At 66.0% G+C, this 26,814-nt stretch carries 17 protein-coding genes and 1 tRNA gene; 13 read left to right on the top strand and 5 right to left on the bottom strand.

Going from position 1 to position 26,814, the window contains the following annotated elements; all coding sequences use genetic code 11:
* Nucleotides 1-129: 129 nt before the first annotated feature.
* The gene (locus ACY65G_RS08195) at nt 130-732 is read right to left on the bottom strand and encodes a phasin family protein (protein ID WP_464996862.1); all 603 of its coding nucleotides are present in this window, start codon (nt 730-732) and stop codon (nt 130-132) included.
* A 439-nt stretch (nt 733-1,171) separates the two neighbouring features.
* Here ACY65G_RS08195 and ACY65G_RS08190 point away from each other — a divergent pair, with 439 nt between their 5' ends.
* Nucleotides 1,172-3,886, top strand: a complete 2,715-nt coding sequence (locus tag ACY65G_RS08190) for a bifunctional diguanylate cyclase/phosphodiesterase (protein WP_464996861.1) — start codon at nt 1,172-1,174, stop codon at nt 3,884-3,886.
* Nucleotides 3,887-3,890: 4 nt separating this feature from the next.
* On the opposite strand, the gene ACY65G_RS08185 is transcribed toward ACY65G_RS08190, so the two are convergent.
* The 3 genes from ACY65G_RS08185 to ACY65G_RS08175 form a co-directional block, all read right to left on the bottom strand.
* A complete protein-coding gene (locus ACY65G_RS08185) occupies nt 3,891-6,701 on the bottom strand; it encodes a sensor domain-containing protein (protein WP_464996860.1) in 2,811 nt (936 codons plus the stop codon).
* A 372-nt stretch (nt 6,702-7,073) separates the two neighbouring features.
* Nucleotides 7,074-7,847 (bottom strand): nuclear transport factor 2 family protein, encoded by a 774-nt coding sequence (locus ACY65G_RS08180; protein ID WP_464996859.1) that lies wholly within the window; start codon nt 7,845-7,847, stop codon nt 7,074-7,076.
* Nucleotides 7,848-7,984: 137 nt separating this feature from the next.
* Nucleotides 7,985-8,737, bottom strand: a complete 753-nt coding sequence (locus ACY65G_RS08175; RefSeq protein WP_464996858.1) for a carbonic anhydrase — start codon at nt 8,735-8,737, stop codon at nt 7,985-7,987.
* A gap of 389 nt (nt 8,738-9,126) precedes the next feature.
* Between ACY65G_RS08175 and ACY65G_RS08170 the strand changes: the two genes are divergently transcribed.
* The 11 genes from ACY65G_RS08170 (at nt 9,127) to ACY65G_RS08120 (ending at nt 24,433) form a co-directional block, all read left to right on the top strand.
* Complete coding sequence (locus ACY65G_RS08170; RefSeq protein WP_464996857.1) at nt 9,127-9,726, top strand: TetR/AcrR family transcriptional regulator; 600 nt, start codon at nt 9,127-9,129, stop codon at nt 9,724-9,726.
* Between the two features lie 107 nt (nt 9,727-9,833).
* Nucleotides 9,834-11,054 carry an efflux RND transporter periplasmic adaptor subunit gene (locus ACY65G_RS08165; protein WP_464996856.1) on the top strand — a complete coding sequence of 407 codons (1,221 nt, stop codon included), beginning with the start codon at nt 9,834-9,836 and terminating at the stop codon, nt 11,052-11,054.
* A 12-nt stretch (nt 11,055-11,066) separates the two neighbouring features.
* A complete protein-coding gene (locus ACY65G_RS08160; RefSeq protein WP_464996855.1) occupies nt 11,067-14,210 on the top strand; it encodes an efflux RND transporter permease subunit in 3,144 nt (1,047 codons plus the stop codon).
* A gap of 1 nt (nt 14,211) precedes the next feature.
* Nucleotides 14,212-15,621 (top strand): efflux transporter outer membrane subunit, encoded by a 1,410-nt coding sequence (locus ACY65G_RS08155; RefSeq protein WP_464996854.1) that lies wholly within the window; start codon nt 14,212-14,214, stop codon nt 15,619-15,621.
* A 231-nt stretch (nt 15,622-15,852) separates the two neighbouring features.
* A complete protein-coding gene (locus ACY65G_RS08150) occupies nt 15,853-16,692 on the top strand; it encodes an alpha/beta hydrolase (RefSeq protein ID WP_464996853.1) in 840 nt (279 codons plus the stop codon).
* Between the two features lie 234 nt (nt 16,693-16,926).
* Nucleotides 16,927-18,366, top strand: coding sequence for an ATPase domain-containing protein (locus ACY65G_RS08145; protein WP_464996852.1), 1,440 nt, complete (start codon nt 16,927-16,929; stop codon nt 18,364-18,366).
* Complete coding sequence (locus ACY65G_RS08140; RefSeq protein WP_464996851.1) at nt 18,254-20,071, top strand: response regulator; 1,818 nt, start codon at nt 18,254-18,256, stop codon at nt 20,069-20,071. The genes ACY65G_RS08145 and ACY65G_RS08140 overlap by 113 nt, the downstream gene beginning before the upstream one ends.
* Nucleotides 20,072-20,109: 38 nt before the next feature.
* Nucleotides 20,110-20,184: transfer RNA gene (locus ACY65G_RS08135), tRNA-Val, on the top strand.
* On the top strand, nt 20,170-20,562 hold the full coding sequence (locus ACY65G_RS08130; protein WP_464996850.1) for a hypothetical protein: 393 nt from the start codon (nt 20,170-20,172) through the stop codon (nt 20,560-20,562). The genes ACY65G_RS08135 and ACY65G_RS08130 overlap by 15 nt, the downstream gene beginning before the upstream one ends.
* 136 nt (nt 20,563-20,698) lie before the next feature.
* Nucleotides 20,699-21,769: a zinc-binding metallopeptidase family protein gene (locus ACY65G_RS08125; RefSeq protein ID WP_464996849.1), complete on the top strand. Its 1,071-nt coding sequence runs from the start codon at nt 20,699-20,701 to the stop codon at nt 21,767-21,769.
* A 198-nt stretch (nt 21,770-21,967) separates the two neighbouring features.
* A complete protein-coding gene (locus ACY65G_RS08120; protein ID WP_464996848.1) occupies nt 21,968-24,433 on the top strand; it encodes a hybrid sensor histidine kinase/response regulator in 2,466 nt (821 codons plus the stop codon).
* A gap of 42 nt (nt 24,434-24,475) precedes the next feature.
* Here the strand turns inward: ACY65G_RS08120 and ACY65G_RS08115 are convergent, their stop codons facing one another.
* Nucleotides 24,476-25,414, bottom strand: coding sequence for a LysR family transcriptional regulator (locus ACY65G_RS08115; protein ID WP_464997062.1), 939 nt, complete (start codon nt 25,412-25,414; stop codon nt 24,476-24,478).
* A gap of 135 nt (nt 25,415-25,549) precedes the next feature.
* Here ACY65G_RS08115 and ACY65G_RS08110 point away from each other — a divergent pair, with 135 nt between their 5' ends.
* The gene (locus tag ACY65G_RS08110; RefSeq protein WP_464996847.1) at nt 25,550-26,716 is read left to right on the top strand and encodes a mandelate racemase/muconate lactonizing enzyme family protein; all 1,167 of its coding nucleotides are present in this window, start codon (nt 25,550-25,552) and stop codon (nt 26,714-26,716) included.
* Nucleotides 26,717-26,814: the final 98 nt, after the last annotated feature.

The raw sequence follows: 26,814 nt of genomic DNA, 5'->3' as shown, positions 1-26,814 counted from the left end.
GCAGCAAAGATTTTCACGGGGTCGAGCGGGAATGGCGGGAGGGAGATGTGCGCAAGCCCGGAACGAACTCGCGCACTGGACTGCTATGGCGTGGCAGCAGCGGCACCTGCCGCCGCCACGCCCGCTACATTACTGGCGCGACTTGCCGCCGGTTGCCTGGGCAGCGGCAACCGTTTCACCTTGCGCATTGCCTTTCGACGAACCGCTGTCGTGGTCGCGGTCGCCGGCGGACTGCACATTGCCTTGATAGCTGGCGCCATTGCCACGCTGCGCGCCCGAAATTTCAAACGGGTCGCGGAAGTTCTTCAGTGCTTCTTCCTGGTGGCGCACATTGCGGTCGGTTTCTTCGGCAGCCGTGCGTGCGACCTGGTCGGCCAGGGCACGGGCGGTGCGCGAGGTTTCCTGCACGTGCTGCTCGGCCACGCGAGCCAGTTCAACCTGGGCATCGGCGGCGACGCGCGAGATGTGCTGCTGGTAGGCGCGCAGTTTTTCCGACGCAGGCTGGGCGCGCGAAGCGGCCACCTGGATCACGTCGTTCGGACGATCGGTGGTCAGCAGCTGGTGGCTGGCGATGGTGCTTTCCTCGATCAGCGTCTGGCCCAGCTGGATGTTCAGCTGGCACAGGTTCTGGAAGGAGCGCGACAGCGATTTCGACACATCGTTCAGGAAAGCTGCCTGGGCATTCAGGTGGGAGCGAACGGCAGGCGTCACGGAATGGGAATACGGGAACATGGCATACCTCGTAAGAGTGATGGATCACAGGGCGAGCACGTTGGACCACGACCGCATCCAGCGGGCCACGATACGCGCAACCATAACTGCTGCGCTAGTCTGGCCCCCCGTCACAGGGGGCGCGTTCATTAAGGTATGCCTCCAATGTGACAGGCGTTTGACACGTTGATTACAAGTTAAAGTTAATTAAATATTTTTAATTGCAAATTAAAAGCTTTTAGCTGCTGTAGGCATCGGAATACGGCTTCCTTCCCGCAACCGGATCCGTGCCCGAAGGAAGCCGGAATCGCCACGCTGCTTCCACCGTGCGCCGCAACGTCCCGGCGATTCCCGGCCTGGCCACCGATTCGCTTGCCGCGTGCAAGTCCCTCGCGTATGCTGCTTAGCAGTACCAGTTGAGGTTCCGCCTGGTGGCACACATTGCGCAGGCGAAGCGGGCATGGCGTTGGGAGAAACGATGGACGGGCCGAAGAGCATTGCGCTCGCATCTCGTGCCCTGCGCACGACGCGGGCGGCCGCGCTGCCGATTTTCGCATGGCCTTTTTTCGGTGCGATCGTTGCCTTCACCTGCTGGGTCTACCTCATCCAGGTGCTCGATGCCGAACGTGTGCAGTTCGAGCGCCGCGCCTATGAAGCGGCGAGCCGTGTCGCGGAAACCCAGGCTGCCCAGCTGTCGCGCGACCTCACGATGATCGACCAGATTCTCGTCCTGACCGGTTCGCACTGGCAGGCCGTCGGCGGCAAGCCCGAACAGAAGGCGCTCGACGAAGTGGTGGGCCCGGACAAGGCTATCCTCAACATATCCGTGTTCGGTCCCGAAGGCGGCATGCTGTTCACCAACAGCCCGGAAGCCTGGCCGCGAAAGGAGCTGGACGGTATTACCGGCCTGGCGTTTTTCGCCGAACAGAAGCGCAGCGGCGCGGACACGATGTTCATCGGCACGCCGCGCAAATTGCCGGACGAAGACCGGTACTTCATCCGCTTCTCGCGCAAGATCCTCGACGTCAGCGGCAACCTTGCCGGCATCGTGGTTGTCGCGCTCGACAGCGAGGCGCTCATCGCGCCCTACGAGCGCGGCGTGCTCGGCATGCACGGCTTCGTCACGTCTGTCGGGCTCGACGGCAGCACCAAGGCGTTCCGCGCGACCGGGCAAGGGCGCCAGCCTCCCGCCATTCCGCCATCGCTGCGCTTTGCGCTCGATAGTTCGGCCGGCAACATCTTCGTGTCCGGCAACGATTTCGGCGACGCGGTCAACCGGTTCATCTCATGGAAGAAGGTGGATGGATTCCCCATCGTGGTGGTGGCCGCGGCCGACCAGACGGAGGCGCTGGTGGCCCTGGACGAGCGGCGCGCCGGCTCGATCCGCGTCGCCGTGGGGGCGAACCTGGTGCTGGCCGTGTTCGTGGCGATCGCCACCGCCATGTCGATCCGCTTCCACCGCGAGCGGCGCCAGCTGGCGCTGTCCCAGGCGGCGTACCGCAAGGCCACCGAAGGCGGCACGGAAGGCTTCTTCATCTGCCGGCCGGTGCGGGGCGACGCCAGGGCCGGCGCGGATTATTGCGTGGTCGACTGCAACGACCGCGGCGCCGGTTTCCTGGGAACGGCGCGGCAAACGGTCATCGGCGCACGCCTGTCCGGCATGCGCGGCGGCCTGGCCGGGGCATCGTCGATCGGGGCCTTGCTCGACAAGGCCTTCCGCCTGGGATCGGCCGAAGACGACTTCGCGCTGGACGGGAGCGGCAGGCAGGGACCGCAGCACCTGCGGGTCGGCGTCGTCAAGTCCGATGACGTGCTGGCGATTACCGTGCGCGACATTACGCTGGAAAAATCGCACGTCGCCGACCTGGAGCGGCGCAGCAACGAAGACATGCTGACCGGCCTGCCGAACCGGGCCTGGATCCGCCGCAACCTGCCCACGATGCTCGACCGCGCCGACAAGGCCAACGCGAAAGTGGCCGTGCTGTTCGTGGACCTGGACGGTTTCAAGCTGGTCAACGACACCTTCGGCCATGGCGCCGGCGACGAGGTGCTGCAGCACGTGGGCAAGCGCCTGAAGGTGGCCGTGCGGCCGAACGACCACGTGGTGCGCCTGGGCGGCGACGAGTTCGTGGTCGTGCTCGAACTGGTCGGCAACCAGTCGGAGGCGGAGCACGTGGCCGAACGCATCCTGCACGCGTTCCATGCGCCGTTTTCCACATCGGCTGGCACCGCTTCCGTCGGCACGTCGATCGGCATCAGCCTGTATCCGGTGGATGCAAAGGACATGGACACGCTGTACCAGCATGCCGACATTGCCATGTACGAAGCGAAAACGTCGGGCAAGAACCGCTACCACCTGTTCGATTCGGCGTTCCACGACGCGATGCGCCAGCGCACGAAGCGCGAAAAGGAACTGCGCGCGGCCATCGCGGAAAACCAGTTCGTCATGCATTACCAGTCGCGGGTCGACTGCAAGACCAGCAAGGTGACGAGCCTGGAGGCGCTGGTGCGCTGGAACCATCCGACAGAGGGCATGCTGGGGCCGGACGAATTCATCGGCCTGGCCGAGGAAACGGGGTTGATCCTGAACCTCGGCGAACTCGTGATCGATACCGTCTGCGCGCAGATCGCGCAGTGGGCGCGCGGCGTCTATGGCTGCGTGCCGGTGTCGATCAATGTATCGAGCCGGCAGTTCAACGAGCGCGACATCCGCGGCAGCATCGCCGGTGCGCTGGCCCGCCACGGCATCGATGGCTCGTGCGTGGAAATCGAACTGACGGAATCGTCGATGGTCGTCGACCCGCGCCGCACGGCCGACAACCTGCGGGCCATCCACGCGCTGGGCGTGAAGCTGCTGGTGGACGACTTCGGCACCGGCTACTCGTCGCTCTCCATGCTGCACAACATGGCGTTCGATGTGCTGAAGGTCGACAAGTCGTTCACGAGCCGGCTCGGCGTCGACGAGAACGGTGAAGTCTTCTTCCGGGCCATCATCACGATGGCCCATTCGCTGGGCATGCGCGTGGTGGCGGAGGGCGTCGAGACCGCCGAGCAGGTGCGCATACTCGAAGGGCTGCAGTGCGACGAATTGCAGGGGTTCTACCTGTTCCGGCCCGTGCCGGCGGAAGAGTTGCCCATGAGCCTGGACCTGGGAACCGTGCCGGTCGCCCACTGACGGATCACGCGCGCAGGGCGCCGGCCTGCCGCTCGCCGCCTTCATCGTCGGCATCGTGTTCGGCATCGTAGTCGCCTTCGTTTTCGCCATCGCGTGCCAGGAATCGCTCCAGCTCGGCCAGCGGCATCGGCCGCGCGAACAGGTAGCCCTGGCCTTCGTCGCACGAGGCGTCGCGCAGGGCCTCCATCGCGGCGGTGGTCTCGATGCCTTCGGCCACCACGGAGAGGTTGAGCACGTGCGCCATGTCGATCAGCGCGCGCACGAAACCGTCGCCGGCCGGGTTCTCCGTGATGAATGACCGGTCCAGTTTCAGCACGTCGATCGGCAGGCGTTTCAGGTACGAGAGGCTGGAATAGCCTGTGCCGAAATCGTCGATCGACAGCCGTACGCCCAGCGCCTTCAGGCCTTGCAGCACCTGCACGGACTGGTCGAGGTCCTCGATCAGGGCGCTTTCCGTCAGTTCCAGTTCCAGCGCCGCCGCCGGCAGGCCCGATTCGGCCAGCACGGCGCGCACCTGGCCGATCAGGTCGGGCGAGCGCAGCTGGCGCGCCGAGACATTGACCGACACGTGCAGGGCCAGGCCGAAGCGTTCGTTGATGTCCTTCACGTCGCGGCATGCCGCGCCCAGTACCCAGCGGCCGATGGTGCCGATCTGGCCCCGCTCCTCGGCCAGCGGAATGAATTCCAGCGGCGGCACGCGGCCCAACTCGGGGTGCTCCCAGCGCAACAGCGCCTCGACGCCGAGCGTGCGCAGCGTGCGCAGGTCGATGCGCGGCTGGTAGTGCACTTCGAACTGCCGGTGCTCCAGCGCGCGGTGCAGTGCCGCCTCGAGCTGCAGGCGGCGCCTGGCTTCCAGCCACATCGCCGGTTCGAAGAACTGGAACGAGCCATCGCCCAGCGCCTTGGCCTTGTACATCGCGGTATCCGCCTTCTGGAACAGCGCTTCGGTCGACGTGGCGCCAGTCCCGGCGAGGCTGATGCCGATCGAAGCGCCCACATGCATCTCCATGCCGTCGGCGACGAACGGCAGCTTCATCGTGGCGAGCAGGCGCCGGGCGATGGCGGTGGCCGCCTCGCGGCCCGCGCAACTGGCCGCGACCACGAATTCGTCGCCGCCCAGCCGTGCCACCACGTCGCCCGGCCGCATGCACGATTGCAGGCGCTCGCCCACCTGCTGGAGCAGGCGGTCGCCGGTGGCGTGGCCCAGGGAATCGTTGACCTCCTTGAACCGGTTCAGGTCGATGAAGAACACCGTCGTTTCGCCAACACCCTGGTCCAGCATGTCCGATACGCGCCGGTTGATCCAGGCCCGGTTCGGCAAGCCGGTCAGCGTATCGCACGTGGCCAGTTCTTCCAGCCGCGCCTCGGCGCGCTTGCGCTCGGTGATATCGGTGACGAACGCCGTCAGCGACAGGGCCCGGCCCTGCGCATCGAGCTCGATGGTCTGGTTGACGAGGGCCACCACGCGATGGCCCTCGCGGTGCAGCAGCACCGTTTCCAGCGTGGGTTCGTGAGGGCCGGTGTGGCGGATATCGAGCGCCGCGCTGGCATCGCCGCCCGCCAGGATCGCCGCCACCGGCTTGCCGACCAGCTCCTCGCGGGAGTAGCCGGACAGCTGGCACAGCGCGGGGTTGATGTCCTCGACGACACCGTCGCCGTTCACCAGCACATAGCCGGCCGGCGTGATGCGGATCGTTTCGCGGAAGCGCCGTTCGCTGTCGCGGATCTGCTGTTCGCGCTTCACGCGCTCGGAGATATCGTGGAAGAACACCGACAGGCCGTCCTCGTGCGCATAGATCCGCTCGCTGACCCAGACACCGACCGGGTCATAGAATGCTTCGAAGCTGGCGCTTTCGCGGCGCGCCATGGCCAGGCGCAGGTGCTGGCCCACGACCGATTCCGCCAGCCCCTTCGCCACGTCCCACACCACCTTGCCGATCGCCGCGTCGCGGTCGACACCGACGAAGGCGGCCGCCCGGTTGTTCGCATACACGATTTCCCAGTCCGTATTGACCGAGAAGAAGCCGTCGTCGATGCTCTCGATCAGGGTGAGGTTCTGCTCGGCCATGCGTTCCAGGCGCCGCAGCATTTCCTTTTCCCGTTCGATGTCGCGCGACACGAACACGGCGCCCAGGCATTCGCCCGTCGCCGGCTCGATGACCATGCGTGTTTTCGATGCCAGCGTCAGATAGCGGCCGCTCGTGTCGCGCTTGCGAATCTCGATCGCATCCGGCCGCGACTCGCCGGCCAGGATGCGGCCCATGTCGTCGTTGGCATGGGCGTGGTCGTCCGGGTGCACGAAGTCGATCGCGGGCTGCCCGATCAATTGTTCCCTGGTCCACCCGAGGCTGCGCGTGAAGGACGATGAAATGTCGATATAGCGTCCATCCAGGCCGCAGAAGGCCATCAGGTCGGTTGCATTGTCGACCATCAGCCGCAGCGTTGCCGCGGCACGCGTCGCATGGTCCAGCGCGGCGTGCCGTTCCGTGATGTCCACCAGCGCGCCTGCGTAGCCATTTCCCCCCTGACAGGGCAGGCCGGTGATCAGCACCTGCCGGTGCCGGCCGTCGCCACAGGCGATCTCGATTTCGCAATCGAATGGCTGGTGCCGCGCCAGCACGCCGCCGAGCTCGCGCGCCAGGGCGGCGCCGTCCTGCACGGCGATCGCGGCTACCCAGTCCACCAGCGCCACGCCGGCCATCTCCGGCAGCAGTCCGGGGCACCACGCCAACGGCGCGGCGCAGATGCCTTCGGCATCGGCGGACCATGCCAGGTGAAGGAGCGGTTCCCGGGTCGAGCTGCGTTCGCGAATCATGGTGGGGCTGCCTTGTGTCGTGGGCAGGCGCAGGGGCGCCAGCTCACATGGTGTTGATCGATCGGAAGAATGGCCGAGCCGGTGAAGCGATGGGGGCCGGTAGCTCGCTTATTTGGTGACGGGCGGGCAGGGGATGGGGCCGCGACGGAGCTGGAGTCGTGACGTTACCACGATTAGTGCTTTGAAGCAACATATATGCCGGCTTGCCGCCCACTGTGGTTTCGCGGCAACTGCCGCCGCTGCGGGCCGGAATCGATCCACGGGCAGGGCGTCATGCTCTCGACAGGGCCGCAGTGAAACCTTCAGGTTCCCGAACGGCCCGGAAGGCTTTCAGGAAGGCGCCGGCCGGGGGCCGGCTGCTTCCCGATCCGCCTACTTGCGCTGCGCTTCGCCGATCGCGTTGCCGTTCATGCGCACCACGAGCGCCGTGGCCGGACCGGCGGCCCCTGCGCGGAATTCGACTTCGGCGTTATTTTCCTTGACGAGGAAGGTGTGCGGCTTGTCCAGCGGGTGCAGCACGAGGTTCTTGCCTTCGTATGCCACGGTCAGGTCGTTCCCCGCGCGCGAAAATGCCAGCGGCGGCATGCCGGTACCGGTGAATTCGCCGACGTAGCGGTCGATCTGCGCTGCCGTCAGTGCCGCCTTGGCGGCTGCGATGGCCGGCGGCGCCGCGAACGGCTGGTGGTCATAGCTGACCGCGCGCGACAGTTCCCACGTGCCGGGGCTGTTCTGCAGCCACACGTGCGAATACCGCGCGCGGCCTTCCGTCGCTTCGGCGGCCGTGCCGCGCTTGATGTGGAAGGTGTGCTCACCGGTGACCATGGCGCCGTACACCTTGTCCCCCTGCTTGAGCAGGAAGACCTGGGATTTCTCTGCTTGGCGGCGGGTCTTCTCCTGCGGATTGCCGCAGATGTTGTTGCGCACGGCGCCGGACAGGCTGTCCTTGCCTTTCAGGGCGCCGCCCATGTCGTGGTAAAACTCCACGTCGCTCGCCAGCCGGCTTGCGATCGCCGCATGGTCGCAGGTGTTATAAGCCTGCCAGAAAGCTTCTTCGGCGGACTCGACCTGCGATTGGGGCGTGGACTGGGCGGCGGCGAGCAGCGGCGCGGCGGCCAGCAGGGAAAACAAGGCAAGGCGGTAGGTCATCAGGTTGTCTCCATCGTTATTGATGGGTCATCATACCTGTTTATATGGTTTTTTTGATAATTTACGTATGGTATTTTTTGCGCCGCTGGCTGTGCGCATGCAGACCCGATAACGGTATTAATGGGGAAGCCCGAGCGTCAGTAATTGACCCCCACCACACGCCCATTCAACGGCTGCACGGGCCGCGCATTCATCCGGTACAGCTTGCGGAACGCCGCTAGCTGTGCGGGCGACACGTCGACCGGCTCCTTGAGGATATGCCAGCGCACGCCCTCGCTGCATGGCGGCGTCGTCAGCGAACCCGTGTAGGCGTAGTAGCCGCGCTGCTCGGGCAGCAGGGAGGCGGGGTCGAAGTCGGCATCGGCCGTGTGTCGTTCGCCTGCCGTGGCCGGCATGCCGGCGAACACGGGCGCCAGCGCGGCATTTTCCCGGCCTTTCCTGAACAGCACGGCCACCACAGCCAGCTCGCCCGCGTCGCTCTTGTGCACCAGGTGTGCCACCAGCGGGTAGCGCCGGCCGTTGAACGCTTCCTCGCTCGGCGTATGGAAGTGGAACTGCACCAGCCGGTAGGTAACGCCGTCGACATCGATGCCGCCGCCGTCGGCCAGGTCGATCTGCACCGTATGGCCGTTATTGATGATTTCGGCGCCGCTCGCGTGGTAGGCGAAGCCAATCGGCGCCGACGTACCGGCCTTCGAGGCGCGGATATCGACGGGCGATTGCGCCTTGCCCTGCCGGCAGGCGGAAAAACCGGGCGCCAGTTCGCCCCAGTGCGCGGCGCCTGCCTTGCCCTCGTAGTCCCAATGCGGGCCCGTATCGGTTGCCCCCGCGCCCGTTGCGACGGTCAATGCCGCCAATGCCGCTACCACCAACCTGACTTTCGATTCCATGGACACCCTGTTCAATGATTGATGCCTGCTTGACGGTCCCGCCCACCCAGGCGCGGCAGCAGTCCTTCGCCGCACCCGTGGCTTGCATGGTGCGCGAGGGTGCGTCGAGCGAAGGTGTCGTATCCGGCTGTTGCCGGCACATGGGCGATTCCGGGGAAGTGGCGATGGCCACCGTCATCGCGCCGCGGGCCTTGCTCCGTTTGGGAAGCCGGCCCGTGGGCGGATGGCGCGGTGCCGGCAAGCAGGCGCCAGCCGGTCCACGCGGTCATGCGAACGGATCGCATACAATGATTGTATACAATTTATCAGGATCGGCAAGGCCCGGGTGTTGCACCGCCGGGCGGATTCAAATATAATGAGTACTCACTCATTAATTAGCCCAGCCAACCATGGCCCGCCCCAAGAGCGAAGAAAAACGCATCCACCTGCTGCTTGCCGCCGCCGAAGCCATCGCGCAGCGCGGCGTCGGTGCGCCCACCGCCATGATTTCCACCCTGGCCGGGGTGGCGGAAGGCACGCTGTTCCGCTATTTCCCGAACAAGGATGCGCTGTTCAATGAGCTGTACCTGTACCTGTTCCGCCAACTGTGCGAGGCGCTTGCCGAAGCGCTCGACATCGGGCAACCCCTGCTGCGGCGCGCGGAAGGACAGTGGAACGCCTATATCGACTGGGGCCTTGCCCATCCCACGTGGATCAAGACCCTGAACCAGCTGACCGTGACCGATATCCTGACGGAGGAAACACGCGAGAAGGAAATGTCGCTGTTTCCGGACGTCGGCCTCGTCGAAGCCAGCATGAAGAGCGAACTCTTCGAGCATCTGAATCCGGCCTTTGGCGATGCCATGTTCATCGCGATCGCCGATGCCACGCTCAGTTTCGCGACGCGCGAGCCCGAGCGTGCCGCCGAGTACAAGCTGAGCGGTTTCAAGGCCCATGCCCGCATTTTCTTTCCCAACGAGCAGGGGACTTCGTCAAGCCAAGCTGTCTGAGCAACTGACCGGGCGCGCCGACCAGGCAAGTCCAAAAAATTTACCCGAATAAATGAGTGAGTAGTCGCTAATAATTCCAGCCAATACTGTCCAGAACGAGTCCAACCATGAACCCAACTTCGCATCGCCGGCCCGCCATTGCCGGCATCCTTTTCCTCGCAGGCGCGGCGGCACTGACCGCCGGCTGCGATTCCGACAAAAAACAGCAGGCCGGCGCGCAGGGCGGCAAGATGCCGCCGCCGCAGGTGGCTGTCTACACGGTGCAGCCGCAAGCGCTGGCCGTGGTCACCGAACTGCCGGGCCGCACGTCCGCGTTCCAGGTCGCCGAAGTGCGCCCGCAGGTGGCCGGCATCGTGCAGAAGCGCCTGTTCACGGAAGGCGCCGACGTCAAGGCGGGTACCCAGCTGTACCAGATCGACCCGGCCACGTACCAGGCGTCGTTCAGCGCGGCCAAGGCGGCGTTGACCCGTGCCGAAGCGAACCTGCTGACGGCCGGCCCCAAAGTGAAGCGCTACAAGGAACTCGTGGAGATCGAAGGCGTGAGCCGCCAGGATTACGATGACGCGGTGGCCGCCGAAGCACAGGCGCGCGCGGACGTGGAATCGGCCAAGGCGCAATTGCAGACGGCTCGCATCAACCTGGACTACACGAAGGTGCACGCACCGATCTCGGGCCGCATCGGCCGCTCGAACGTGACCCCGGGCGCGCTGGTCACGGCCGGCCAGGAATCGGCCATGACGATCGTGCAGCAGCTCGACCCGATCTATGTCGACGTCACGCAGTCCAGCGGGGAACTGCTGCGCCTGCGGAAATCGCTGGAAAGCGGCGGCGTGACGAAATCGGCCGGCAAGGTCACGCTGAAGCTGGCCGACGGCTCGACCTACGCGCAGGAAGGCAAGCTGCAATTCGCCGACGTGGCCGTGGACCCGGGCACCGGCAACGTCACGTTGCGCGCGCTGTTCCCGAACCCGAAGCATGACCTGTTGCCGGGCATGTTCGTGCGCGCCGTCGTCGAGAATGGCGTCGATGAAAAGGCGATCGCCGTGCCGCAGCAAGGCGTGACCCGCAACCAGAAGGGCGAAGCCACGGCGCTGGTGCTGAACCGGCAGGGCATCGTCGAGCAGCGCGTGATCGCCACCACCGGCACCAGCGGCGACAAGTGGCTGGTGAGTTCCGGACTGGCCGCCGGCGACCGCGTGATCGTCGAAGGCATCCAGAAGGTGAAGCCCGGCGCGCCCGCCGTGGTGGTGAATAATGCCGCTCCCGCCACCGCCACCGCTACCACGGCCGCGGCCGCGGCCGCCGCCAAACCGGCCGCCGTGCAATAAGGAGCACATCACATGGCACGTTTCTTCATCGATCGCCCCATCTTCGCGTGGGTGATCGCCATCGTCATCATGCTGGGCGGCGTACTCGCGATCCGCGGGCTGCCGATCGCGCAGTACCCCAGCATCGCACCGCCGACGATCCAGATCGCCGGTTCCTATCCGGGCGCTTCCGCGAAAACCGTGGAAGACGCCGTCACCCAGGTCATCGAGCAGAAGATGAAGGGGATCGACGGCCTGCGCTACATGTCGTCCAATTCCGATACCACGGGCGCCGTCAGCATCACGCTCACGTTCACGAACGGTACCGATCCCGACATCGCCCAGGTGCAGGTGCAGAACAAGCTGCAGCTGGCCACGCCGCTGCTGCCTGCCGAAGTCACGCAGCAGGGCCTCGTCGTCTCGAAGGCCACCGTGAACTTCCTGCTCGTGCTGGGCTTCGTGTCCGAGAACGGCAGCATGAACAATGCCGACATCGACGACTACGTGGCCTCCAGCGTGCTGGAACCGCTGTCGCGCGTGCAGGGCGTGGGCGAGATCACGCACTTCGGCTCGCAGTATGCGATGCGCATCTGGCTCGATCCGGCCAGGCTCACGAGCTACCAGCTGACCCCGAGCGACGTGATCGCGGCGGTGCAGGCACAGAACGCCGAAGTCTCCGCCGGTGAACTGGGCGGCGCGCCTTCCGTGCGCGGCCAGCAGCTGAACGCCACGATCACGGCGCAAAGCCGCCTGCAGACGGCCGAGCAGTTCGGCGCGATCCTGTTGAAAACGCAGGCCAGCGGCGCCACCGTGCACCTGCGCGACGTGGCGAAGATGGAACTGGGCAGCGAGAACTACAACAGCGTGGTGCGCTTCAACGGCAAGCCGGCCGCCGGCCTGGCGATCAAGCTGGCCACGGGTGCCAACGCGCTCGATACCGCCGAAGCCGTAAAGGCCAGGGTCGAGGAAATGGGCAAGCTGTTCCCGCAGGGGATGAAGGCCGTGGTGGCTTTCGACACCACGCCGTTCGTCAAGCTGTCGATCGAGGAAGTGGTCAAGACGCTGGTGGAAGCCGTGGTGCTGGTGTTCCTCGTCATGTACCTGTTCCTGCAGAATTTCCGCGCCACGCTGATCCCCACGATGGCCGTGCCGGTCGTGCTGCTGGGTACCTTCGCCGTACTGTCGGCGCTGGGCTATTCGATCAATACGCTGACGATGTTCGCCATGGTGCTTGCCATCGGCCTGCTGGTCGACGATGCGATCGTGGTTGTGGAAAACGTCGAACGCGTGATGACGGAAGAGGGCCTGTCGCCGAAGGAAGCGACGAAGAAGTCGATGGGCCAGATCACCGGTGCGCTGGTCGGCATCGCGCTGGTGCTGTCCGCCGTGTTCGTGCCGATGGCGTTCTTCGGCGGCTCCACGGGCGTGATCTACCGCCAGTTCTCGATCACGATCGTGTCGTCGATGGTGCTGTCGGTGCTGGTGGCGATGATCTTCACGCCGGCGCTGTGCGCCACGTTCCTGAAGCCGGTGGAGAAGGGCCACCATCTGACCGACCGCGGCTTCTTCGGCTGGTTCAACCGCACGTTCGAGAAGAGCACGAACAAGTACCAGGGCGTGGTGGCCACGATGATCCGCCGCCGCGCGCCGTCGATGCTGCTGTATGCGGTGCTGCTGGCCGTGCTGGCCGTGGTGTTCATGCGCCTGCCCACGTCCTTCCTGCCGGAAGAAGACCAGGGCGTGCTGTTCACGCAGGTGCAGCTGCCGTCCGGCGCCACGCAGGAGCGGACGCTGAAAACCATCGAAGAAGTGGAAAAGCACTTCCTCGTCAACGAAAAGAACAACGTCGACTCCGTGTTCTCCGTGGCCGGCTTCTCGTTCGGCGGCAATGGCCAGAACAACGGCATGGCCTTCGTGAAGCTGAAGGACTGGGCCGAGCGCCCGGGCGACGAGAACACGGGCGCCGCCGTGGCCGGCCGCGCGATGGGCGCGCTGCTGCAACTGCGCGATGCGATGGTGTTCACGTTCGCGCCGCCGGCGGTGATGGAACTGGGTAACGCCGGCGGCTTCGACCTGCACCTGACGGACACCGGCGGCATCGGCCACAAGGCCCTGATGACTGCCCGCGACCAGCTGCTCGGCATGGCCGCGCAGAATCCGAACGTGGTGGGTGTGCGCCCGAACGGACAGGAAGATACGCCGCAGTACAAGATCACCATCGATCACCAGAAAGCCAGCGCGCTGGGCCTGACGGTGGCGGACGTGAACCGCGTGCTGTCCGTGGGCTGGGGCTCGTCGTACGTGAACGATTTCGTCGACCGCGGCCGCGTGAAGAAGGTGTACATCCAGGGCTCGGCCGAATCGCGCATGCTGCCGGAGGACCTGGACAAATGGTTCGTCCGCAATGCCGGCGGCGAGATGGTGCCGTTCACCGCCTTCGCCAGCGGCGAGTGGATCTACGCATCGCCGCGCCTGGAGCGCTACAACGGCGTGTCGTCGATGAACATCCAGGGCAGCCCGGCGCCGGGCGTGAGCTCGGGCGTGGCGATGGCCGAGATGGAAAAGATGATCGCCCAGCTGCCGCCGGGCGTGGGTTACGAGTGGACCGGCCTGTCGATCGAGGAACGCGACTCCGGCGCGCAAACGCCGATGCTGTACACGATCTCGATCCTCATCGTGTTCCTCTGCCTGGCCGCGCTGTATGAAAGCTGGTCGGTGCCGTTCTCGGTGCTGCTGGTGATCCCGCTGGGCATCATCGGCACGGTGATCGCCACATGGGGCTTCGGCCTGGCGAACGACGTGTACTTCCAGGTGGGCCTGCTGACGGTGGTCGGCCTGGCGGCGAAGAACGCGATCCTGATCGTGGAATTCGCGAAGGAACTGCAGGAATCGGGCCGCGACCTGCGCGAGGCAACGCTGGAAGCCGTCAAGATGCGCCTGCGGCCGATCCTGATGACGTCGATCGCGTTCGGCCTGGGCGTGCTGCCGCTGGCGATTTCCAGCGGCGCCGGCTCCGGCAGCCAGAATGCCATCGGTATCGGCGTGCTGGGCGGCATGCTGACGGCCACGTTCCTCGGCATTTTCTTCGTGCCCGTGTTCTTCGTGCTGGTGCGGAGCATGTTTACAAGGAAGGATGCGGCACCGGCTGCCGGCAAGATTGCAAATGAAACGAACTGACATGAACAAGACTCTATTGACCCTGGCCGCGGCGGCTGTGCTGTCCGGCTGCAGCCTGGCCCCCGTGTACGAGCGCCCCGCGACGCCTGTCACGCAGGCATGGCCGAAAGGCGACGCCTACCAGCCCGCCAAGCGCCCCGGCGAGGCGAACGCCGCGCACGACATCGCGTGGCGCGACTTCATCGCCGACGAGCAGCTGGAAAAGCTCGTCGAACTGGCGCTGGCGAACAACCGCGACCTGCGCGTCTCCATCCTCAACATCGAGGCTGCGCGCGCCCAGTATGGCATCCAGCGCGCCGACCGCGTACCGGGCCTGAACGCCGGCGTGGGCCAGACGGCCCAGCGCGTGGCGGACAACCAGTCCGCCACCGGCGACGGCTATATCACGCGCCAGTACACGGCGGGCCTCGGCATCCCGGCCTTCGAGCTCGATTTCTTCGGCCGGGTCAGGAACCTGTCCGAAGCGGCGCTGCAGCAGTACCTTGGCACCGAAGAGGCGCGCCGCTCGCAGCAGATCAGCCTCGTGGCCGAAGTGGCCAATGCCTGGCTGACCCTGGCGGCGGACCAGGAACGCCTGCGCCTGGCGCAGGACACGCTGAAGAGCCAGCAAATCACGCTGGACCTGAGCCGGCGCCGCTTCGAGGCGGGCGCCACGTCGGGCCTGGACATGTACGAAGCGCAGACCAGCGTGGAAACGGCGCGCAGCGACGTGGCCGTCTACACCGCCCAGGTGGCGGCGGACCGCAACGCGCTGGCGCTGCTGGCCGGCGCCCCGGTGCCGGCCGGACTGCTGCCGCAAGACACGCTGCAGCCGGTCACGCAGCTGGCCGACCTGCCCGAAGGCGTGCCATCCGAAGTGCTGGCCCGCCGGCCGGACGTGATGACCGCCGAACGCACGTTGCAGGCGCAGAACGCCAACATCGGCGTGGCGCGCGCCGCATTCTTCCCGAGCATCTCGCTGACGGCATCGGCCGGCGCCGCGAGCGGCGACCTGTCGAACCTGTTCAAGGCGGGCGCCGGCACCTGGTCGTTCATCCCGCAATTGACCTTGCCGATCTTCTCGGGCGGCCGCAACCAGGCCAACCTGGACCTGGCGAAAACCAGCCGCGATATCGCCGTGGCACAGTATGAAAAGTCGATCCAGTCGGCGTTCCGCGAAGTGTCGGACGCGCTGGCCCAGCGCGGCACGCTGGACGAACGCGTGGCCTCGCAGGCCGCGCTCGTGGAAGCATCCGGCAAGAGCTACCGGATCCACGAGCAGCGGTACCGGAAGGGCGCCGAGTCCTACCTGAACGCGCTGGTATCGCAGCGCAACCTGTATACGGCGCAGCAGACCTACATCAGCGCACGATTGGCGAAGGCCAGCAATCAGGTCACGTTGTACAAGGTGTTAGGCGGCGGCTGGCAGTAAAGCCGCCAGCAGTTGGCGCCGGAGAACCGGTGTCTGACACCGGTGTCAGGCTGCCAACGCATTGACGATGCCCGATGATGGGAGCGCGCCAGCGTCACAGGGGTCTGTCCCCGCCAGTCGTTGGCATTATGCACATCGCCGGCCATGATCGAGGGGACTGACCCCGGTTTTTGGCCAGCGGTCCCGAGCCTCTTGCCAGCGTACCGGCAATGAAACAGAAGGAACAAGCACATGAACGAACGATCGGGAAACGAAGAGACTCTGCTTTCACGCGACGTGGAAGCCATGGGCGCCACCGGCCCATTACCGGCCCGCCTGCACCTCGCCGGCCCAGCCACGGGCAAGCGCGACACGCTGGTCGTGTTCTTCCATGGCGGCGGCTTCACGGGCGGCTCGATCAGCGAGGCCGACGAGTTCCTGCGCCAGCTGGTGGCCGCCGACCCGAGCCAGGTGGCGCTGGCCGCCGGCTACACGCTCGCGTGCGAAAAACCGTTCCCCGCCGCGGTGGAAGACGCCCACGCCGTGCTGCTGTGGGCGAAGAAGCACAAGGCGAAGCTGGCCTGGAGCGGCAAGCGGCTGATCGTGGCGGGCATCGAGGCGGGCGCCAACCTGGCCGCCGTGGCATCGCTGGTGGCGCGCGACCGCGGCGGCCCGGCCCTGGCCGGGCAGGTGCTGATCATGCCGATGCTCGATCCCGGGCTCACCACCTGCTCGATGCGCACCATGCCGGCCTGTATCGACAAGGCCACGGTGGTCGACGAGGTGGCGCGCACCTGCGCGGAAGGCTACCGCGCCTACCTGCCCAACGCGGCCGACCGCACGCATCCCTACGCGTCGCCGCTGCAATCGTCGCGGCTGAAAAACCTGCCGCCGGCACTGATCCTCTCGGCCGACGACGACCCGTTGCGCGACGAAGCCGAGCAATACGGCGCCAGGCTGATCGGCGCCGGCATTCCCACGGCCGTGAAACGGCTGCCGCCCCCGCCGCTCGAGGAACCCGGCGGGCGCAGCGACTGCGTGTGCACGTTCGCGCTGGCGGAGATCGCCGCGTTCATCCACGGCATCGGCTGATCCGCGCCGCGCCGGCGGCATGGTTTCAGGCTCCGGCGCCGCATGTCGGGCTTCGCGTGACTGGCTTTCCGTCCGTTGCCAGCCGAGCGATGATTGGTGCTTTGAAAGTGAAGTAACCAAGATTCAATTGTGCGTTTGAAAATATTGGTTCGGCTACAATTGCCCGGATACTTGCACTCTGTGAGCCACTTTTTCCGGTCGACAGCCCGGCACAATCAATTCAGGCCAACGACCATGACAGCGACCAAACGCATTCCTACCGGTATTCCCGAACTCGACGCCGTATTGCGCGGCGGTTTGCTGGCCGGCCGCATCCATCTCATCGAGGGGCGCCCCGGTGCCGGCAAGACGACGATCGGCATGCGGTTCCTGATCGCGGGCGCGGAAAAAAAGCAGGGCTGCCTGTATGTCACCCTGTCCGAGACCGCAGAGGAGCTGCATGCCACGGCGGCGAGCCACGGCTGGTCGCTCGATGGCGTCGAACTGTTCGCGCCCGACCTGCTCGAAGCGCAGGAGTTCGGCGAACAGACCATCATGCTGCCGAGCGATGCCGAATTGTCGCAACTGATCGATGCGATCGCGGGCGAGGTCGAACGCAGCGGCGCGACCCGCGTGGTGATCGACTCGATGGCCGAGATCCGCCTGCTGGCGCACGACAGCGCCCACTACCGGCGCCAGATCATCACGCTGCGCAACCGCCTGGCGCGGGCCGGCGCCACCGTGATCCTGCTCGACGACCTGACGGCCGTGAACCACGAGTTCGAACTGCAGAGCGCCGTGCACGGCGCCATCACGCTGGAGCAGCGCGACCGCCCGTATGGCGCCGGCTATCGCGTCATGAAGATCGTGAAACTGCGCGGGGCCGACTACCAGAGCGGCTGGCACGATTTCGCGATCCAGCGCGACGAGGTGCTGATCTTCCCCAGCCTGATCGCCGAGGAACACCGGCGCGACTACCAGCCCAGGGAACTCCTCAGCGGCGTGGCCGGACTGGACGACATCGTGGGCGGTGGCATCATCGACGGCACGTCGACGATGATCATCGGCCCGGCCGGCGTGGGCAAGACGACGCTGGCGCTGCAATATGCGCTGGCGGCCGTGCGCGCCGGCGACAAGGCGGCCTACTACGTGCTCGACGAAGCGGAGATGACGCTGCGCTCGCGCATGATCGCCCGTTTCGGCATCCATGACGAGACCGGCGAACCGCGCGGGCTGATGATCACGCGCATCAACCCGTCGCGCATTTCCGCGGGCGCCTTTATCTGGCGCGTGCGGCGCAGCGTGGAAGACGACGGCGTGCGCATCGTGGTCATCGACAGCATCAACTCCTACCTGGACCTGGTGCGCGAGGAAAGCATGCTGCTGCTGCAGATGAACGAACTGTTTTCCTATCTGGCGAACATGGGCGTGATCGCCGTGATCGTGGGCGCCCATTCCGCCGCGCTGGACACGACACGCGAGCCGGATGCCCTGTCGATCATCACCGACAACGTGATCGCGCTGCGCTTCCACGAAGCGCACGGCATCATGGACAAGGCCATCAGCGTGCTGAAGAAGCGCCATGGCCGCCATAGCCATGAAGTACGCGAGTTCCATCTGGTGGAAGACGGCATCGAGGTGGGCAACCGCGTCGACGGTGCCGGGCCGGGCGACGCAACGCGGCTCGTTCCCTGACATGCATGCCGTCGTCTATGCGCCGGTAGGCCGGGATGCCGACGTGCTCGGCACAGTGCTGGCCGCCGTCCACCTCGAGGCACTGGTCTGCACCGGCGCCACGCAGTTCACCACCGCGCTCGACGAAGAAGCCCTGCTGGCGATCGTGACGGAGGAGGGCCTGATGCGCTGCCCGGCCGACCAGCTCGCCGCGCAGCTGCGCAGCCAGCCGCTGTGGTCCAATATCCCCATCATCGCGCTGGCCGACGCCGACGCGGTACTGATGGGCGGCGCCTCCGGCGTGCTGGAAAGGCTCGGCAACGTGACCCTGATCACCCGCCCGCTGCGGCGCGACGGCCTGCTGCTGGCCATCCTGTCGGCGCACCGCACGCGGCTGCTGCAATTCCAGGTGCGCGACCAGCTCGCCGAACTGGGCCAGCACGCGGCCGAACTGGAACGGCGCGTGGACGAACGCTCGGCCGCGCTGGCCCACGAAGTGCGCGAGCGCCGGCAGGTGGAGGCCACGCTGGCCGAGGCACGCCGCCTCGAATCGCTGGGCCGCCTGACGGGCGGCGTGGCGCACGATTTCAATAACCTGCTGCAGGTCATTTCCGGCGCCACCCAGGTCATCCGGATGCTCGGCCGCGACCAGCCGCAGTTGCAGAAGCCCCTCGACAGCATATCCCGCGTGACCGACCAGGGTGCACGCCTGACCCAGCAACTGCTGACCTTTGCCCGCCGCCAGCCCATGCAGGTGACGGCGGTGCAACTGGACGAGCACGTGCATGCCGTCGCCCAGCTGCTGCGCCATTCGCTGGGCAAGCGCATCACGCTGTCGATCGACATTCCCGCCACCCCGCGGCCGGTGGAGACGGACCTGGCCTTGCTGGAAATGGCGTTGCTGAACCTGGCGATCAATGCCCGCGACGCGATGCCGCATGGCGGCAACGTGATCCTTTCGGTGCGCGACATCGACCTGCCCGCGGCCGACCTGCCCGAGCTTTCGGCCTTGCATGGGCCATTCGTGGAAGTGGCGCTGCGCGACGAAGGCGTCGGCATGCAGGAGGCCGTGGCACGGCAGGCCTTCGAACCGTTCTTTACCACGAAGCCGCTCGGCAAGGGGACCGGCCTGGGCCTGTCGCAGGTGTATGGCTATGCGCAGCAGAGCGGCGGCACCGCCTACCTGCGCAGTTCGCCCGCCGGCACCCTCGTCGCCATCGTGCTGCCCCACCGGGGCGAACCCCAGCCGGTGCAGGCGGCGCCGGCCACGGACGAGCAGAAGAACGATCTCTTTGCCGGCCTGCGCGTGCTGTGCGTGGAAGACGATGCGCTGGTGGCCGAAGTGGCGGTGGCGCTGTTCTCCGCGCTCGGCTGCACCGTGTGCTGCGCGGGCAACGCGGAAGAAGCGCTGCGGAGCAACCTCGATGCAGTCGACCTCGTGTTCTCGGACGTGCGCATGCCGGGCGCCTTCGACGGTATCGAGATGGCGCACCGCCTCGCGCGCAGCCATCCGCGCCTGCCGGTGGTGCTGGCCAGTGGCTTCATCGGGGAACCGGACCGGCTGGCCGGGCTGGCATCCGAGTTCGTGCGCAAGCCGTATACGACGGAAATGGTGGTCACCGCCGCCTCGGCGGCACTGGCCCGGGTGCGGGGCGGGGCGGTGATGTCGTCGCCGGGTAATGGTCCATCCGCGGCTATCCCATCGGCGCAGCGCAAAGAGGGTTGACGATGCGCAAGGCGCTCACTATAATCATGCCTCTTTCAGGGAGGTTAGCTCAGGGGTAGAGCACTGCATTCACACTGCAGGGGTCGCAAGTTCGAAACTTGCACTTCCCACCAGGATTCGTCGAAAAGGCCCGCAATATGAATTGCGGGCCTTTTTGCTTTCGCATCAGGCTGGCCAGCACGTTCGACATAACCGAGCTGCTCGCCATTATCGTGTGCCACCGTTTGTCATTTCAGGAAGAGGAGCTTGTGCGCGCGGCGTACCAGCCTCTGGATATGGAGAAAGCATTGTCAAAGCCTGCCGGGTCACGCTGGAAATTCATCGTCGGAGGAGCCGCAATCGCGCTGTTCGTTCGCCTGTCCAACTTTATCAACCGCAATGAACCTATGAACGCGGAAATCTTTGGATCGTTCCTTGGGACCGCTGGCGGCGGCATCATCCTGGGATGGATAGCCTGGTATATCTGGAGTATGGGGCGGAGAAATCCTTAGCGAGAAGGTTCGGCATGTTCAGCGTCCGGACCCCGCGCACGATTGCGAGGCATTGTCCGACACGAGCCGACGAGCTACGATTTTGCAGTTATATTTTTGGTAATTGCAAACCTCAACCTTTTCGTCAACCCGGCCCATGAAAACCTTCCACTGCGACAAATGCTCCCACCAGGTCTTTTTTGAAAACACCGTCTGCCTCAACTGCGACAGCATGCTCGGCTACCAGCCCGCGCGCCGCAGCATCAGCAGCTTCGAACAGGTCAACGAAACGCAGTGGCGCAGCCTGAACCGCAAGGACAAAGGCAAGCTGTACAAGCAGTGCGGCAACTACGTGGCGCACAACGTCTGCAACTGGATGCTGCCGGCGGACGATCCGCACGAGCTGTGCGAATCCTGCCAGCTCACCGTCATCATCCCCGCGCTGTCGTCGGAAAAAAACCACATCCTGTGGTGCCGGCTCGAAGCGGCCAAGCGCCGCCTGCTGTTCTCGCTGGCGACGTTGCACCTGACACCCGTGCCGAAATCGATCGAGCCGGAGACGGGCCTGGCGTTCCAGTTCCTGGAAGACGGCGTGAGCGACCAGACCGTGATGACCGGCCATGCGAACGGCCTGATCACGCTGAACATCGCCGAAGCCGATCCGGCCGAGCGCGAGCGCACGCGCGAGCAGATGCACGAGCGTTACCGCACGCTGCTGGGCCACTTCCGCCACGAGAGCGGGCATTACTATTTCGACCGGCTGGTGGCCGGCAGCGCCTGGATCGACGAATACCGCGAGCTGTTCGGCGACGAGCGTGAGGATTATGGCGTGGCCCTGAAGCGCCACTACAGCGAAGGGCCGCCGGAAGACTGGGAGTCGCGCTTCGTGAGCACCTATGCCAGCTCCCATTCGTGGGAGGACTGGGCGGAAACGTGGGCCCACTACCTGCACATGATGGATGCGCTGGAGACGGCCCATGCGTGCGGCATGTCGCTGCACCCCACCCGGCCGGACGAGCCGTCGCTGGACATCCCGGCCCCGCCGATCAAGAACGACACCTTCGACGAAACGCTGGACGAATGGTTCGCCCTCACGTACGTGCTCAACAGCCTGAACCGCAGCATGGGCATGCCGGATTCCTACCCGTTCAAGCTCAGCACGCCCGTGCTGGACAAGCTGGCGTTCGTGCACAAGGTCGTGCGCGCGCAGATGAAGCAGCCAGGCTGACCGCGGCGCCATGGCGGGCCTGGCCCGCCCGCACCGATCGTTCCGTGCACCGCATGCCCGTGTGTGATAATGGGCCAGGAGGTTGCATGATGATGCCGACTGTGAACGACGAACCGATGCCAGCCTTGACCATTGCACTGCGGACGGCCCCGCCCATGCCTGGCGCGCGCCCATCGTCAACCCAACCGTTCAACTGAATTGCGCGCCCCGCAAACCCTGTTCACCGGCGAAGGCCAGGTCCGCGCCATACTGCGCGAGCGCGACTGGTCCGGCTTCCCGTTCGGCCCGCCGGAATGCTGGCCGCAGGTGATCCGCACCACGATCGACATGGTGCTGGGTTCCTCCGCTCCCATGAGCTTCTATTGGGGGGCGGACTGCCTGTATTTCTACAACGACGCCTATGTCCACATCATCGGCGACAGCCATCCGCAAGCGCTGGCCCGCCCGTTCTGGGAAAGCTGGGAACACCTGCGCGAGGGATTCGCACCGATCCTGGCGCAGGCGCAGGCCGGCCATGCGTGCACGTTGAACGACTTGCGGTTTACCGTCATGCGCAAAGGCGTGCCCGAGACGGCCTACTTCAGCTATGCGCTGTACCCGGTCTTCGGCGCGCAGGGCGAAGTGATCGGCATCCTCAACCCGGCCACCGACAGCACCGCTGCCGTGGTGTCGAACCGCCGGCGCGAATTCCAGTTGCGCCTGGGCGACCTGATCCGCTCGATGACCGACCCGCTGGACGTCATCGCCGGCGCCAGCGCGCTGCTCGGCGAATTCCTCGATATCGACCGCGTGGTGTACCTCACGGTCGACGACGAGGGCAGGGCCGGCAGCATCGAGCGGGACTGGACCAGCGGCCGGCTGCCGTCCATGGCCGGGGACGCGGTCAACCTGGACGAGTTCGGCGCCTTCGCCGTGGACGGCGCGCATGCCGGCAAGCCGCTGATCGTCAGCGATGCCGCCAGCGACGAGCGCTGCGCCCCGTATGCGGATGCGTATGCCGCCATCGGCGTGCGGGCCGTGCTGGCCGTGCCGCTGTTGAAGCAGGGCCGCCTGCGCGTGCTGCTCAACGCCCACGATTCCCGCCCACACCGGTGGACGAACGCGCAGCTGGGCATGGCCGAGGACATGCTGGAGCGTACGTGGGCCGCCGTGGAGAGCTGCCGGGCGCAGGCCGAACTGCGCCGCGAGCGCGACCAGAGCGAATACATCTTCGACAACATGGCCGAAGGCTTCGCGCTGCTCGACAGCGAATGGCGCATCCTGCGCATGAATGCCGAAGGCCTGCGGCTCACGCACCAGACGCCGGCGGGCGTCATCGGCCGCAGCCACTGGGAGCTGTGGCCCGACCTGGCCGACAGTCCCGTCGAGAAGCTGTACCGGCAGGTAAAGGAAGAGCGCCAGTCGGGCGCCATCGACATACCGTATGTGGTGCCGGGGGGCGAGATCTGGATGGAAGTGCGTGTCTATCCGGCCCTGGAACGCGGCCTTGCGCTGTTCTTCCGCGACGTCACCGCGCGCAAGATGGCCGATCAGAAGCTCCGCGAGGCGGACCGCCGCAAGGACGAGTTCCTGGCCATGCTGGCACACGAGCTGCGCAACCCGCTGGCGCCCATCAGCGCCGCGGCCGAGCTGCTCCAGCTGGGCAAGGTCGACGAGGCGCGGGTGCGGCAGACCAGCCAGATCATCGGCCGCCAGGTGCGCCACATGACGAGCCTGGTGGACGACCTGCTCGACGTGTCGCGGGTCACGCGCGGCCTCGCCGAACTCGACATGCAGCCGCTGGACATGCACCGCATCGTGACCGATGCGGTCGAGCAGGTCACGCCGCTGATCCGCAACCGCCGCCATCACCTGGCGCTGGAGCTGCCGCCGGACGCGCCGCTGGCGATGGGCGACCGCAACCGGCTCGTGCAGGTGTTCGCCAACCTGCTCAACAACGCGGCCAAGTACACCCCCGAAGGCGGTCATATCGGCCTGCGCACCGAGGTGCGGCCGGACCACGTGCTGTTCCACGTGACCGACACGGGCATCGGCATGGCGCCCGAGCTGGCGGCCCGCGCCTTCGACCTGTTCACGCAGGCCGAGCGTTCGTCCGACCGTTCGCTGGGTGGTCTCGGCCTCGGCCTGGCGCTCGTGAAAAGCCTCGTGCAGCTGCACGGCGGCACCGTCACGTGCGCCAGTCCCGGCCTGGGGCAGGGCAGCACGTTCACCGTGAGCCTGCCCCGCCTGGCCGCCGAGGAAAGCGACAGCGCGGGAGCGCCCGTGGAAGAACCGGCGCCCCTCGGCGGCGGCGGCGCCCTGCGCATCATGGTGGTCGACGACAATGTCGATGCGGCATCGATCCTGGCCATGCTGCTGGAAACGGCCGGGCACGACGTCATCGTGGAATACGACGCCCGCGAGGCGCTGGCGCTGAGCGGCATCGGCCACTGGGACGTGTTCGTGCTCGATATCGGCCTGCCGGGCATGGACGGCAACGAGCTGGCGCAGCGCCTGCGTGCCCAGCCCGCAACGGCCGGCGCGACCCTGATCGCCGTCACCGGCTATGGCCAGGAAAGCGACCGCGCCCAGACGAAGGCGGCGGGCTTCGACCATCACCTCGTCAAGCCGGTCGATATCGACGACCTGTTCGCGATCCTGGCGCGGATCGGCGAGCGGGGCTGACGGTTCGCCGGTGGCGCCATCGCGGGAATGGGCGTCCCGGCTTCAGCGCCGCGCCTTGCGGGAACGCGCTCCCGTTTCGAGATGCTCCCGCACGCTGCCCCGGCCGTCGACCGCCGCCTTGAAATGGTCCGCGAGGAAGTCGATGAACGCCCGTGCGCGCACCGGCAGGTTGCGGCGTTCGGGGTAGTACACATACAGGTCGGCCGACGGCAGCTCGAAGTCGGGCAGCACGATCCGCAGCCGGCCGCTGTCGAGGTACTTCGCCAGGTCCCATTCCGAGCGGATCAGGATGCCGTGCCCGTCGAGCGCCCAGCCCAGCACGATATCGCCGTCATTGCTCGACAACATGCCGTGCACCTTGACCACTTCGCTGTGGTCATGGTGCAGGAAGCGCCAGATCCCGTAGGCATCGTCGTTCTGGCGGTGGATGATGCAGCGGTGGCCCGCCAGGTCCGCAAGAGTCCGGGGCGTGCCGTGACTCTCCAGGTAGGCCGGCGACGCGCACAGGAAACGCCGGTTCGACATGATGCGGCGGGCGTTGAGACGCTTGTCGGGCAGTTCGCCGAAGCGCACCGCGAGATCGAACCCGGTTTCCACCAGGTCGACGGGCCGGTCGGTCACCTCGACGAGCACTTCGACTTCCGGATAGCGTTTCGCGAACGCGGACACCAGCGGTGCGATCGACGTGCGGCCGAAGTTCAGCGTGGCGTTCACGCGCAGCAGGCCACGGGGCACCGCGCGCCCCTGCGAGACGGCATCTTCCATCTCCCTCACGTCGGCCAGGATCCGCGTGGCGTGCTGCAGGTAGGTCTCGCCCTCGCTCGTCAGGCTGAGGCTGCGGGTCGTGCGGTTCAGCAGGCGCACGCCCAGGCGCGATTCCAGCGTCGCCAGCCGCTTGGTCGCGGCCGGCGGCGTCAGGTCCACGGCCCGGGCAGCCGCCGCGAGGCTGCCCAGCCGTGCGATCAGCACGAACAGCTGCATGTCCGATGTCGCGTCATTCTTCACTTGTTTTCACTTTTGAAGTCAATTTCAGGAAATTATAGGCTGCCTGTTCACGATTAACCTACGGGTTCCCGATACCTGTCGCAACACACAACACGCTTCCAGGAGACCCGCATGAGAATCGTAGAAATCCGTGAACAAACCCTGCCCATCAGCTCGCCGATCCGCAACGCGTACATCGACTTCAGCAAGATGACGCTGAGCCTCGTTGCCGTGATCACCGACGTGATCCGCGACGGCAAGCCGGTCATCGGCTACGGCTTCAATTCGAACGGCCGCTATGGCCAGGGCAAGCTGATGCGCGAGCGCTTCATCCCGCGCATCATGGAGGCCGATCCCGCTTCGCTGGTCGACGACGCCGGCACCAACCTCGATCCGCACAGGATCTGGAACTGCATGTTCACCAACGAGAAGCCGGGTGGCCACGGCGAGCGTTCCGTGGCGATCGGCACGATCGACATGGCAGTGTGGGATGCGGTGGCCAAAATCGAAGGCAAGCCGCTGTTCCAGCTGCTGGCGGACCGCTACGGCACCGGCAAGCCGGATCGCAAGATCTTCGTGTACGCCGCCGGCGGCTATTACTATCCGGGCCAGGATCACCAGAAGCTGAAGGACGAGATGCGCAGCTACATCGACCGCGGCTACACGGTGGTCAAGAAAAAGATCGGCGGCGCCTCGCTGGACGAAGACCTGCGCCGCATCGATTCGATCCTTTCCGTGCTGGGCGACGGCCAGAAGCTGGCGGTCGATGCCAACGGCCGCTTCGACCTCGATACCGCCATCACGTATGCGAAGGCGCTGTCGCAGTACGACCTGTTCTGGTACGAGGAACCGGGCGACCCGCTGGACTTCGAGCTGCAGGCCACGCTGCGCAATTACTACAAGAACCCGATGGCCACCGGCGAAGACCTGTTCTCCATGCAGGATGCGCGCAACCTGATCCGCTATGGCGGCATGCGCGCCGACCGCGACTGGCTGCAGTTCGACTGCGCGCTGTCGTACGGCCTGGTCGAATACCTGCGCACGCTGGACATGCTGCGCGAGCACGGCTGGTCGCCGAGCCGCTGCATCCCGCATGGCGGGCACCAGATGTCGCTCAATATCGCGGCGGGCCTGGGCCTGGGCGGCAACGAATCGTATCCCGACCTGTTCCAGCCGTTCGGCGGCTTCCCGGACGGCGTGGCCGTCGACAACGGCTACATCACGATGCCGGACCTGCCGGGCATCGGCTTCGAAGGCAAGGCGGACCTCTACGCCGAAATGCAGAAGCTGTCGGCCTAGCCTGGTCCGGGCCCCGTGCCCGGCCATGCCGGCAATGCCTTCGCAGAAAGGCGTGCCGTGCAACCGATCCCGTCGACAGGGTAGTCACCATGGCAGCC

The organism is Pseudoduganella sp. jia 12, from assembly GCF_055502675.1.
This window is presented reverse-complemented; position numbering and strand designations above follow the sequence as displayed.